The sequence below is a fragment of the Solicola agrisoli genome (assembly GCF_049059935.1).
Classification (GTDB): domain Bacteria; phylum Actinomycetota; class Actinomycetes; order Propionibacteriales; family Nocardioidaceae; genus JAURVT01.
Map to the genome: position 1 here is coordinate 1 of NZ_JBMGQR010000029.1, position 12,764 is coordinate 12,764.

Consider the following 12,764-nt stretch of genomic DNA (forward strand, 5'->3'; position numbering starts at 1 on the left):
GGCCACCAGCTCCCTCGAGCTCGGCATCGACATGGGCGCGGTCGACCTCGTGATCCAGGTCGAGTCGCCGCCGTCGGTCGCCAGCGGGCTGCAGCGCGTGGGCCGCGCCGGCCACCAGGTGGGCGAGACGTCCACCGGCGTCGTGTTCCCCAAGCACCGCGCCGACCTCCTGCAGGCCGCGGTCACCGTCGAGCGCATGCGCGAGGGCGCCATCGAGTCACTGCGCGTGCCCGCCAACCCGCTCGACGTCCTCGCCCAGCAGACCGTCGCCGCCTGCGCGCTCGAGCCCGTCGACGTCGACGACTGGTACGCCGCCGTCCGCCGCACCGCCCCGTTCGGCAGCCTGCCGCGCTCGGCGTTCGACGCCACCCTCGACCTCCTGGCCGGCCGCTACCCCTCCGACGAGTTCGCCGAGCTGCGCCCCCGCATCGTCTGGGACCGCGTCGGCGGCACCCTCACCGGACGCCCCGGCGCCCAGCGCCTGGCCGTCACCTCGGGCGGCACCATCCCCGACCGCGGGCTGTTCGGCGTCTACATGGTCGGCGAGAAGGCCGCCCGCGTCGGCGAGCTCGACGAGGAGATGGTCTACGAGTCACGCGTCGGCGACGTCTTCGCGCTCGGCGCCACCAGCTGGCGCATCGAGGACATCACGCACGACCGCGTGCTCGTCAGCCCCGCCTACGGCCAGCCCGGCAAGCTGCCGTTCTGGAAGGGCGACAGCCTCGGACGCCCCTACGAGCTCGGCCGGGCGGTCGGCGCGTTCACCCGCACCCTCACCGGCGCCACCCCCGACGACGCCCGCACCCGCTGCCTCGACGCCGGGCTCGACGCGTGGGCCACCGACAACCTGCTCTCGTTCGTCGGCGAGCAGCACGAGGCCACCGGCCACGTCCCCCACGACCAGCTGCTGCTGCTCGAGCGGTTCCGCGACGAGCTCGGCGACTGGCGCCTGGTCCTCCACTCCCCCTTCGGCATGCAGGTGCACGCCCCCTGGGCGCTGGCCATCGGCGCCCGCATCCGCGAGCGCTTCGGCACCGACGGTGCGTCCATGGCCTCCGACGACGGCATCGTCGTCCGGCTCCCCGACACCGACGACGAGCCGCCCGGCGCCGACCTGTTCGTGCTCGAGCCCGACGAGGTCGACCAGGTCGTCACCGACGAGGTCGGCGGGTCGGCCCTGTTCGCGTCCCGCTTCCGCGAGTGCGCCGCCCGGGCGCTGCTGCTGCCGCGCCGCAACCCCGGCAAGCGGTCGCCGCTGTGGCAGCAGCGCCAGCGGTCGGCCGCCCTGCTCGAGGTGGCCCGCAAGTACCCGAGCTTCCCGATCGTGCTCGAGGCCGTGCGCGAGTGCCTGCAGGACGTCTACGACGTGCCGGCGCTGGTGTCGCTGATGGACGACGTCGCCGCGCGACGCGTGCGCGTCGTCGAGATCACCACCCAGCAGCCGTCGCCGTTCGCGCGGTCGCTGCTGTTCGGCTACGTGGCCGCGTTCCTCTACGAGGGCGACAGCCCGCTCGCCGAGCGTCGGGCCGCGGCGCTCTCGCTCGACACCTCGCTGCTGTCCGAGCTGCTCGGACGCGCCGAGCTGCGCGACCTGCTCGACCCCACCGTGCTCGCCGACACCGAGTCCGAGCTGCAGCGCCTCGCCGACGACCGCAAGGCCAAGGGGGTCGAGGGCGTCGCCGACCTGCTCCGCGTCCTCGGCCCGCTCTCCACCGAGGAGGTCGAGGCCCGCATCACCGAGCCCGCCCAGGCCTCGGCGTGGCTCGTCGACCTCACCCAGGACCGTCGCGCGCTGCGCGTCTCGTTCGCCGACCGGCAGTGGTGGGTCGCGGTCGAGGACGCCGCCCGCCTGCGCGACGCGCTCGGCGTCCCCATCCCCATGGGCACGCCCGACGCGTTCGTCATGCCCGTCGACGACCCCCTCGGCGACCTCGTCAGCCGCTTCGCCCGCACCCACGGCCCGTTCGTCACCACCGACGTCGCGGCGCGGCTGGGGCTCGGCGTGGCCGTCGTGCACGACGTGCTGGTGCGCCTGTCCGGAGCCGGACGCATCGTCGAGGGCGAGTTCCGTCCCGGGGCGCAGGGCGCCGAGTGGTGCGACGCCGAGGTGCTCCGACGCGTCCGGCGCCGCTCGCTCGCCGCGCTGCGGCACGAGGTCGAGCCCGTCGAGGTCTCCACGCTCGGGCGCTTCCTGCCCAGCTGGCAGCACGTGGGCGGCCGCCTGCGCGGCGTCGACGGCGTCGTCACCGTCATCGAGCAGCTCGCCGGGGTGCCGGTACCGGCGTCGGCGCTCGAGCCGCTCGTGCTGCGCTCGCGCGTCATCGACTACGCGCCGTCGATGCTGGACGAGCTCACCTCCACCGGCGAGGTGGTGTGGGCCGGTTCGGGCTCGCTGCCCGGCAACGACGGCTGGGTGGGCCTGCACCTGGCCGACACCGTCGACCTCACCGTGCCCGACGCCGCCCCGCACGACCTCGACCCGCTCGAGACCACCGTCCTGGAGGCGATGGCCGGTGGCGGCGCCTACTTCTTCCGCACGCTGTCGGACGCCGTGGGCTCGACGGACGACCAGGCCCTCGCCGCGGCCCTGTGGCAGCTGGTCTGGGCCGGTCACCTCACCAACGACACCCTCGCGCCGCTGCGGGCCCTGATCGGGGCGGGCCGCACCGCCCACCGCTCCAAGGCCGCCACCCCGCGCAGCCGGTCGGTCCGCGGACGCCGTCCGATGCGGCCCGGTCGGCCCAGCATGCCGTCGCGCACGGGCCCACCCGCCGTCGCCGGACGCTGGTCGCTGCTGGAGCGACCCGTCGTCGACGTCACCGTCCGCGCGGCCGCGATGGGAGAGCTGCTGCTCGACCGCTACGGCGTCGTCACCCGCGGATCGGTGCAGGCCGAGCACGTGCCGGGCGGCTTCCAGGCCATCTACAAGGTGCTCAGCGGCTTCGAGGACGCCGGCCAGTGCCGCCGCGGCTACTTCGTCGACTCCCTCGGTGCCGCCCAGTTCGCCACCGCCGGTGCCGTCGACCGCCTGCGGTCGCACTCCCGCCAGGACGGCCAGCAGACCGAGACCACCGCCCCCTCGGCCCTGACGCTCGCCGCCACCGACCCCGCCAACCCCTACGGCGCCGCCCTCCCGTGGCCCGAGCCGGCCGGCACGCACCGCCCCGGGCGCAAGGCGGGCGCCCTGGTCGTGCTCGTCGACGGCGACCTCGCGCTCTACGTCGAGCGGGGCGGCAAGACGCTGCTCACCTTCCTCGACGACACCGACCGCCTGCAGCCGGCCGTCGACGCCCTGGCCCTGGCCGTCCGCGACGGCGCCCTGGGTCGTCTCACCGTCGAGAAGGCCGACGGGGCGCAGGTGCTGGGCACCCCGCTGGCCGACGCCCTCGAGCAGGCCGGGTTCCACGCCACCCCGCGCGGCCTGCGGATCCGGTCGTGACCGGTGCCTGAGGGCGACACCGTCTACCGCGCCGCGCAGAACCTCGCCGCGGCGCTGGACGGCGAGGTGCTGGTCAAGACCGACTTCCGGGTGCCGCAGCTGGCCGTCACCGACCTGTCGGGGCGCACGATCGAGTCGGTGCGCAGCCGCGGCAAGCACCTGCTGATGGACCTCGGCGACCACGTCGTCCACTCGCACCTGAAGATGGACGGCTCCTGGCACCTGTACACGCCGCAGAGCACGTGGAAGCGGCCCGCCCACCAGGCGCGCGTGGTGCTCAGCACCGCCGACCGGGTCGCCGTCGGCTTCCTGCTGGGCGTCCTCGAGGTCTGGACGGCCGACGAGGCCGCCACCGCCCTCGACTACCTGGGCCCCGACCTGCTCGGCCCGGACTGGGACGCCGACGCGGCCGTCGCGGCGGTCGCGTCCGACCCCGACCGCGGGGTGGCGATGGCGCTGCTCGACCAGCGCAACCTCGCCGGCGTGGGCAACGTGTACGCCAACGAGCTGTGCTTCGTCGCCGGGCTCCACCCGGAGGCACCGGTCTCGGCGATCGCCGACGTCCCACGGCTGATCGACCGCACGTCGCGGCTGCTCAACGCCAACTCGCGCCGCGCCATGCGCTGCACCACCGGCGACCTGCGGGCCGGGCACGAGCTGTGGGTCTACGGACGATCGGGGCGTCCGTGCCGGCGCTGCGGCACCCGGATCGCCAAGGGCGAGATCGGCGAGGACCCGCTGATGATGCGCGTCAGCTTCTGGTGCCCCCGCTGCCAGCCCGCCCCGTAGCGGTCGACGACCGCGTGCCGTCAGGCGGGATGCCGGGGCGTGCGGCTACGGCTCGTGCCTGGACACCAGGCCGTTGCGGACGGCGACGGCCACGGCCTCGACCCGCGAGTGGGCGCCGAGCTTGGAGAGCACGGCGCGGACGTGGGTGCGGACGGTGGTGATGCTGATGCCCATCGAGTCGGCCATGACCGAGGTGCTCTGGCCGGCGCACATGCGGGCCAGGGTCTCGCGCTCGCGACTGGTGAGGGTGGGCATGCCGCCGTCGAGCTCGCGGGGCCCCGGCGTGGTGAGGGCGACCATCGAGCGCTCGCCGGCGCTGCGTCCGCCGCGGGCGTCGACCGCCGCACGGGTCGAGGGGTCGAGGCGCGCCTCGCGGGCGCGGTGCAGCGACTCGGCCACCAGGGCCGCCGGGTCGCCGTGGTTGCCCTCGGCGTAGGCCGAGGCCACGCCGCTGCCGATGCGGATGGTGTCGCCGCCGACCGAGAACGGCTCGCCGATCGTGCGCGAGATGCGCGCGATGACGATGTCGAGGTCGAGGGGCGTGCGCACCTCGACCAGGACGGCGATCTGGTGCTCGGCCACCTGGACGACCGAGTCTCCCGAGCGGGCGACGCTCGAGATGCGCGCCGCCGCGTGCGTGTAGGACTCGCGCAGCTTGTCGGCCAGCGTCGGGTCCTGGCTGGCGGACTCCTCGGCCCGCTTGAGGTCGACGCCCACCACCCCCACGACACCGGACTGACGCGACAGGCGCGTCATCGAGTAGCGCACCCGCTCCACGAAGTCGTCGAGGTCGTTCTGTCGTCGCTGGTCGTTCATCGCAGCCCCCTCGCTCACGCTCGCGATCCTGATGATGCCGTAGTCGGACTCGGGCCCGTCGCCGGCGCGGACCATGTCCCACCGGACGGGTCCGGTGGCGCGGGAGATCCCGGCGGGCATCGGGACGGTGCCCGTGTGGTCCGCGAGGTGCTCCAGCATCTGGTCCACGGCCTCGACGTGCTCCTCCGGCGCATGGTTGCGCACGAGGTCGCCGGGACGAACCGTCCACGCGGCACCGCGTCGGTTGCTCCACCGCACCCGGCCCCGGTGGCCGGGGCGCAGGTCGACCACGGCGATCGGGTCGCGGGTGTCGCGGCTCACGCGCTCGAGAACACCCGCCAGGGCCCGCTCGACCATGGGCCGCGCAGCCACGGGCTCGCGGCGGCGTGAGTCAACTGCATCAGGTCGCACCATCACATTGTGTCAGTTTTCACGCTGGAACGTCTTCAAACCCGCCGGAGGGGACGATCAAGCAGCGTAGGCCGGTGCCGTCCCGGTGGAGGAGGACACCTCGGACAGGGCGGTCGCTTCATCGACCTCGAGCAGCACACCGACGTCGCGGAGGACCTGCGAGAGCGGGACGCCGAGGGCTCCGCAGAGCGAGGCCAGCAGCTCCGACGAGGGCTCCTTCTGGCCGCGCTCGACCTCGGAGATGTAGCCCAGGCTCACTCGTGCGCGCGAGGACACCTCGCGCATGGTGAGCCCCTGGGCGAGCCGACGCTGCCGGAGCACGTCGCCCACCAGCTGGCGCAGCAGCACCATGGCACTCCTCCCTCGGGCCGTCGACAGGACGGCCATCATCTCACCAACACCGCGCCTGCGCTGCTTCTTCCGGCGGGCCCGACGACGGCCCGCTCAGCGCTGGACGGCGCGGGCGAGGAGCGCGAGCGCCTCGCGCACGGCTGCGGCGCGCACCGCGGCGCGGTCGCCGTCGAGGTCGAGGCGCTCGACGGCGGTGCCGGTGGGCGTCGCGACGGCGACGTAGACGGTGCCCGGCGGGTGTCCCTCGCTCGGGTCGGGCCCGGCGACGCCCGTGGTGGACAGGCCGAAGGTCGCGCCGAGGCGGTCGCGGACGCCGACGGCCATCTGCCGGGCGGTGCCGGCGTCGACGGTGCCGGCGCGCTCGAGGTGCGCCGGGTCGACGCCGAGCAGGGTCGCCTTGAGGTCGGGCGCGTAGGCGACCACTCCCCCGCGGACCACGTCGGACGCACCGGGCACGGCGACGAGGTCGGCGACCACCAGCCCACCGGTCAGCGACTCGGCGACGGCCACGGTGGAGCCGGCCTCGCGGAGTGCGTCGACCACGGTCGACGACGTGGTCATGCCGCCGCCCGGGCCTCTCGCCGCATCCGGACCGCCTGCATCACGTAGTCGACGGCCGTGACCACCGTGACGACCACGGCGAGCACCATCGCGACGTGCGTGACCCAGAGCAGGATCGTGGACAGCGTGCCGCCCCAGAGCTCGAACGGCAGCAGGTAGCCACCGAGGGCCACCGACTGCAGCGTGGTCTTGATCTTGCCCCCGCGGCTCGCGGGCATGACGCCGTAGCGGATGACCACGAAGCGCATCAGCGTGATGCCCCACTCGCGCACGAGCACGACGATCGTGACCCACCACCAGAGCACGCCGATGATCGACAGGCCGACGAAGGCCATGCCGGTGAGCGCCTTGTCGGCGATCGGGTCGGCGATCTTGCCGAAGTTGGTCACCAGGCCCCGGCTGCGGGCGATCTCGCCGTCGATGCGGTCGGTGATCATCGCGAGCGCGAACACCACGAAGGCGACGACGCGCAGCGTGGTGTCCTGCCCGTCGTCCATGAGCAGCACCCAGGCGAACAGCGGGACGAGCGCGATGCGCAGGACCGTCAGGGCGTTGGCGATGTTGAGGTTGCTCACCGGGGGCTTCTCGGCGACGCCGGTGCCGTCCGCGGCCGGCTCAGCCATGGTGGTTCCCTTCGGCGACGGGCTCGGCCACGAGGTCGATGCCGTCGTGGCCGGTGACGATCGCGGCCACCATAGCGCCCACCTGCGGGGACTCGCCCGACGTGACGATCCGGACGCACCCGTCGACCTCGGGGCCCTGGTGGGCGGCCCGGCCGACGACGCCGTCGGCGACGTCCTCGACGAGCACCTCGACGACCTCGCCGACGCGCTCCTCCGCGCGCTGGTCGGTGAGCTCCTCGACCAGGCGGCTGACGTGGTCGACGCGCGCGAGCACCTCGTCCTCGTCGTGCTTGCCGTCGAGGTCGGCCGCGGCGGTGCCGTCCTCGTCGGAGTAGCCGAAGACGCCGGTGGCGTCGAGGCGCGCGGCGACCAGGAAGTCGCAGAGGATCTCGAGGTCCTCCTCGGTCTCGCCGGGGAAGCCGACGATGACGTTGCTGCGGATGCCGGCCAGCGGGTCGTGCGAGCGCACCTGGTCGAGCAGGCCGAGGAACCGCTCGGGGTCGCCGAAGCGGCGCATCCGGCGCAGCACCGGCGCCGACGCGTGCTGGAAGGACAGGTCGAAGTACGACGCGACGCCTGGCGTGGTGGCCATGACCTCGACCAGGCCCGGACGCGTCTCGGCGGGCTGCAGGTACGAGACGCGCACGCGCTCGACGCCCGGGACGGCCGTCAGCTCGGGCAGCATCGTCTCGAGCAGGCGCAGGTCGCCGAGGTCCTTGCCGTACGAGGTGGAGTTCTCGCTGACCAGGAACAGCTCCTTGGCCCCCTGCGAGGCGAGCCAGCGGGCGTCGTCCAGCACGTCGGTGGGGCGCCGCGAGACGAACGAGCCGCGGAACGCCGGGATGGCGCAGAAGGTGCAGCGGCGGTCGCAGCCCGAGGCGAGCTTGAGCGGGGCCATCGGGCCGTCGGTGAGGCGCATGCGCGCGGCCGACGGACCGCCGGCCGGGACGATGCCCGCGGGCAGGTCGGGCTCGGCGACGCGGTGCCCGGGCACGACGGCGGTCGCCGCCGCGCGCTCGACGGGCGTGATGGGCAGCAGGGTGCGGCGGTCGACGGGCACGTGCGGCTTGGGCGCGTCGCCGGCCAGGATGCGGCGCAGGCGGTCGCCGATGTCGGGGTAGCTGTCGAAGCCGAGGATCGCGTCGGCCTCGGGCAGCGCGTCGGCGAGCTCGTTGCCGTACCGCTCGGCCATGCAGCCGACGGCGACGACGGCGCGCGCCTTGCCGTCCTTGAGGTCGGCGGCGGCCAGGACGGTGTCGACCGAGTCCTTCTTGGCGGCCTCGACGAAGCCGCAGGTGTTGACCACGACCGTCTCGGCGTCGGCAGGATCGGCGACCAGGACGAACCCGTCACCGGCCAGGCGGGCGGCGAGCTCCTCGGAGTCGACCTCGTTGCGGGCGCAGCCCAGCGTGACCAGCGCGACGCTGGTGGGGGCGGTGGCGTTCTCGGTGGCAGTCATGCGACCACCAGGATAGGTGGCCGCCCGCAACCGACCGGTCTCAGGTCAGGCCTTGCCGATCTTGCGCTCGACGCGCTCGCCGGGGTCGCCGAGGCGGCCGATCGAGCGGTCGTTGACCCGGGCGGCGATCAGGCCGCCGTCCGAGGCGGTGATCGTGCCGCGGCCGACGAGCCGCACCTGGGCGGAGTCGCCGTCGGCGAGGCGCCCGACCCACACGGCCTGGCCCTCGGAGTCGCGGACGACGACGCGCGTCGACTCGCCGCGACCACGCAGGACGAGCTGGTTGGTGGTGGGGGCGCCGAGGCCGGCGACGCTGGAGGGGTCGACGGCGGGCTCGGTGGCCGCCGCGCTCGGGGCGACCGGCACCGAGTCGGCCGGCTCCTCGCCGCGGTCGGTGAGCAGGTGGCCGAGGCCCCAGATGATCGCGAGCACCATGACGACCCCCAGCAGCGCGCCCCAGTTGGGGCCGCCGGTGGTGAGCCGGATGGACGGCTTGGGCCCGGTGGCGAGCTCGGCCTCGAAGACCGTGCGGGCGCCGACGGGGGCCTGGGCGTAGTGGGCGTCGTAGTCGGCGACGAGCGCGGCGGCGTCCATGCCGAGGATGCGGGCCAGGCTGCGCAGGTGGCCGCGGGCGTAGAAGTCGCCACCGCACGGGGCGAAGTCGTCGATCTCGATGGCCTCGATGACGTGCGGACGGATGCGGGTGCGCTCGGCCATCGCGTCGACGCTCAGGCCGAGGCGACGCCTGGCCGCGGCGACCTGCTCGCCGACGACGGCCACCTCGGGCACGTCGGGCGTCCAGACCACCGGGGGCGGGCCCTCGACGGGCTCGGGCTCGCGGACGGCCGGGGTGGGCTCGAGCACCAGGCCAGGGCGGTCGGTGCGGGGGTCGAGGTGGCGTGCCTCGGGGAGCCAGGCGTGGTCGCGGTCGTCGTCGAGCGCGTGGTCGTGGCTGAGGGCGGTGGCGCCCATCGTCTGCGGGGCGTTGCGGACGAGGTTGGCGCGGATGGCGCGGCGGGCGGTCGCGGCACTCGCCACGATGCGGGCGGCGGGGCGCAGCGGACGCTCGTCCTCCACCGGCTCGGGCTCGGCCTCGGCGGCCTCCTCGTCGGCGGGCCGGTCGCGCTCCTGGTCGTAGACGTCGACGTCCGGGCGCTCGAAGGCCTGCTCGGGCACCTCGAGGGCCGGGCCGGCGACGGCGGGCACGGCGTCGCCGCCGGTGGACGGCACGACCTCGGCGACCACGGCGCGTCCGTCGGCGAGCTCGCGCAGCCGGGCGACGACGTCGGGCGTGACGGGTGTGGACAGGCCGACGCGGGTGGTGAACCGCTCGCCGGAGTGCAGGTCGACGTCGACCTCGCCGTCCTGCCAGGGGCGGCGGTGGCGTCGCACCGAGACCGCGGCGACGTCCGACCACGGCACGCCGGTCCAGGTTCGGCCGTCGCGGTAGCGGAACCCGTGGACGTCGACCACCATGACGGGGCTGCGGGCGTCGAGCGCCGCGGCCACGAAGACCGCGCCGACGAGCAGCAGCGGCACCGCGACGACGAGCGCCAGCGGCGCGCCGTCCAGGCCGCGCCACCCGTAGGCCAGCGCGAGGGCCACGGCCCCGAGGCCCACCAGGCCCAGCAGGGCGCCGTTGCGGCGCACCTCCACCGGGTCACCCACGTGCTGCTCGTCCATCTCGATCACTCCCCCTGGATGGTGGCGACGACGCCGTCGACCTCGTCGGGCTTGACGAGGACGTCGCGGGCCTTCGAGCCCTCGCTGGGGCCGACGACCCCGCGCGACTCGAGGATGTCCATGAGCCGGCCCGCCTTGGCGAAGCCGACCCTGAGCTTGCGCTGCAGCATCGACGTGGACCCGAACTGCGTCGACACGACCAGCTCGATCGCGGCGACCACGAGGTCCATGTCGTCGCCGATGTCGTCGTCGAGCTCGCGCTTGGACGCCGGCTGCACCGTGACGTCCTCGCGGTAGACCGGCTGCAGCTGCTCCTTGCAGTGCCGGACGACGTGCTCGATCTCGGTCTCGGTGATCCAGGCGCCCTGCATGCGCATCGACTTGCTCGCACCCATGGGCAGGAACAGGCCGTCGCCGAGGCCCACCAGCTTCTCGGCGCCGGGCTGGTCGAGGACGACACGGCTGTCGGCGAGCGAGGAGGTGGCGAACGCCAGGCGGCTCGGCACGTTGGCCTTGATCAGGCCGGTGACGACGTCGACGCTGGGTCGCTGGGTGGCGAGCACCAGGTGGATGCCGGCGGCGCGGGCCAGCTGGGTGATGCGGACGATCGCGTCCTCGACGTCGCGCGGGGCGACCATCATGAGGTCGGCGAGCTCGTCGACGACCACCAGCAGGTACGGGTACGGCGCCAGGACGCGCTCGCTGCCCGGGGGCGCCTCGAGCTTGCCCGAGCGGACCGCCTTGTTGAACTCGTCGACGTGGCGGAAGCCGAAGTTCGCGAGGTCGTCGTAGCGCATGTCCATCTCGCGCACGACCCACTGCAGCGCCTCGGAGGCCTTCTTGGGGTTCGTGATGATGGGCGTGATCAGGTGCGGCACGCCCTCGTACGCGGTGAGCTCGACGCGCTTGGGGTCGACCATGATCATCCGCACCTCGTCGGGCGTGGCCCGCATGAGGATCGAGGAGATCATCGAGTTGATGAAGCTCGACTTGCCCGAGCCCGTGGCTCCGGCCACGAGCAGGTGGGGCATCTTGGCGAGGTTGGCGACGACGAAGCCGCCCTCGACGTCCTTGCCCAGCCCGACGACCATCGGGTGGTGGTCGCCGCGGGCCTTGCCCGAGCGGAGCACGTCGCCGAGCGAGACGATCTCCTTGTCGACGTTGGGGATCTCGACGCCGATCGCGGACTTGCCCGGGATGGGCGAGAGGATCCGTACCTCGTTGGAGGCCACGGCGTAGGAGATGTTCTTGGTGAGCGCGGTGATCTTCTCGACCTTGACGGCGGGGCCGAGCTCGATCTCGTAGCGCGTGACGGTGGGCCCGCGCGTGTAGCCGGTGACCTCGGCGTCGATGTTGAACTGCTCGAGCACCTCGGTCAGGCGCCCCACGACGTCGTCGGAGGCCTTGGAGCGCGCCTTGTGCGGCGTGCCCTCGCGCAGGACGTCGCTGCTGGGCAGCGTGTAGACGACGTCGCCCGACAGCGCGAGCTGCTCGGCGCGGGCCGGCAGCGGCGTCATCGGCGGCGGCTCGACGACCTCGGCCTCGTCCTCGACGACCGGCGTGACGGGCTCGGGGACGTCGACCTTCAGGCCGGGCTTGCGGCGCGTGGGCGGGTGCAGGTCGGGGACGGGGTGGTCGGCGTCCGCGTGGACGTCGGCCGGGGCCTCGGGGCCGTCGACGAGCGCGGAGTCGTAGGCGCGCAGGCGCTCCTCGCGCTCCTCGTCGGTCTCGCCGGGCTTCCTGCGGCGCGACTGCTTGTACGGCTTGCGGGAGGCGTCGGCGGCGATCTGGTCGTCGTCGTCCTCGGCGGGCTCGTCGACGTGGCGGCCCAGGGCGGCGTCGCGCAGCTCGGCGAGCCGGCGCGGGATCGCGTAGATCGGGGTGGCGGTGACCACGAGCACGCCGAACACGGCCACGAGCACGAGCAGGGGCACGGCCACGTACGTGGTGCGGAAGAGGTCGACGAGCACCGCGGACACGACGTACCCGACGGCGCCACCGGCCTCGCTGAGCACCTGGGGGTCGGTGGCGCGGTCGGACGGCCGGGGCAGGCCGTGGGCGATGTGCACCAGGCCGAGCACGCCGGCGGCGATCGAGCCCCAGCCGATGACCTGCCGGCCCGCGGGGCCGTTGGCCTCGGGGTGGCGCAGGGTGCGCCAGGCGACGACGAGCAGCACGACGGGCACGGCCCAGCCGAGCACGCCGACGCTGCCGGTGACGGCCTCGCGCAGGAAGCGGCCGACGCCTCCCGGGACGTGCCACCAGACGGACGCGGCGACGACGATCGCCAGACCGATCAGCCCCAGCCCCACGCCGTCGCGGCGCTGCTCGGGGTCGAGGTCGCGGGCCGCGGAGCCGATGCTCCGTGCCACCGCGCCGACGAGCCCCGCGATGCCCAGCCACAGGGCTGCGAGCCCTCGGCCGAGCGCCATCAGGGCGCGCGGAACTGGTCCAGGTCCGCTGCGCTTCGGGGGCGTGCTCCGCTTCTTCTGCGGAGGACGCTTGCCCTGGGGCGCTTTCTTGGCCTGGCTGCCGGACGACCGCGTGCGCGCGTTGCTGCGCGCCCGCGGTGGGGAAGACGTGCGGGTCGCCATGCCAGCACCCTAGGGTCGGACCACACCAGCCCCAGGTA

At 74.2% G+C, this 12,764-nt stretch carries 9 protein-coding genes; 2 read left to right on the forward strand and 7 right to left on the reverse strand.

Annotated elements, in window-relative coordinates:
- Positions 1–3,439: Lhr family helicase (locus ACI6PP_RS11915; protein ID WP_421111804.1), on the forward strand; the 3,439-nt coding region annotated here is incomplete at its 5' end.
- Between the two features lie 3 nt (positions 3,440–3,442).
- Positions 3,443–4,228 carry a DNA-formamidopyrimidine glycosylase family protein gene (locus ACI6PP_RS11920; protein WP_421111805.1) on the forward strand — a complete coding sequence of 262 codons (786 nt, stop codon included), beginning with the start codon at positions 3,443–3,445 and terminating at the stop codon, positions 4,226–4,228.
- A gap of 45 nt (positions 4,229–4,273) precedes the next feature.
- Here ACI6PP_RS11920 and ACI6PP_RS11925 read toward each other — a convergent pair whose 3' ends face one another.
- The 7 genes from ACI6PP_RS11925 to ACI6PP_RS11955 form a co-directional block, all read right to left on the reverse strand.
- Positions 4,274–5,365, reverse strand: a complete 1,092-nt coding sequence (locus ACI6PP_RS11925) for a response regulator transcription factor (RefSeq protein ID WP_421111806.1) — start codon at positions 5,363–5,365, stop codon at positions 4,274–4,276.
- 147 nt (positions 5,366–5,512) lie between these two features.
- Complete coding sequence (locus ACI6PP_RS11930) at positions 5,513–5,806, reverse strand: helix-turn-helix domain-containing protein (RefSeq protein WP_421111807.1); 294 nt, start codon at positions 5,804–5,806, stop codon at positions 5,513–5,515.
- A 93-nt stretch (positions 5,807–5,899) separates the two neighbouring features.
- Complete coding sequence (locus ACI6PP_RS11935; protein WP_421111808.1) at positions 5,900–6,367, reverse strand: CinA family protein; 468 nt, start codon at positions 6,365–6,367, stop codon at positions 5,900–5,902.
- On the reverse strand, positions 6,364–6,990 hold the full coding sequence (gene pgsA, locus ACI6PP_RS11940; protein WP_421111809.1) for a CDP-diacylglycerol--glycerol-3-phosphate 3-phosphatidyltransferase: 627 nt from the start codon (positions 6,988–6,990) through the stop codon (positions 6,364–6,366). Before pgsA ends, ACI6PP_RS11935 begins: the two co-directional genes overlap by 4 nt.
- Positions 6,983–8,449 carry a 30S ribosomal protein S12 methylthiotransferase RimO gene (rimO, locus tag ACI6PP_RS11945; RefSeq protein ID WP_421111810.1) on the reverse strand — a complete coding sequence of 489 codons (1,467 nt, stop codon included), beginning with the start codon at positions 8,447–8,449 and terminating at the stop codon, positions 6,983–6,985. The genes pgsA and rimO overlap by 8 nt, the downstream gene beginning before the upstream one ends.
- Positions 8,450–8,494: 45 nt before the next feature.
- Positions 8,495–10,132, reverse strand: coding sequence for a helix-turn-helix domain-containing protein (locus ACI6PP_RS11950; protein WP_421111811.1), 1,638 nt, complete (start codon positions 10,130–10,132; stop codon positions 8,495–8,497).
- A 5-nt stretch (positions 10,133–10,137) separates the two neighbouring features.
- Positions 10,138–12,726 (reverse strand): DNA translocase FtsK, encoded by a 2,589-nt coding sequence (locus ACI6PP_RS11955; protein WP_421111812.1) that lies wholly within the window; start codon positions 12,724–12,726, stop codon positions 10,138–10,140.
- Positions 12,727–12,764: the final 38 nt, after the last annotated feature.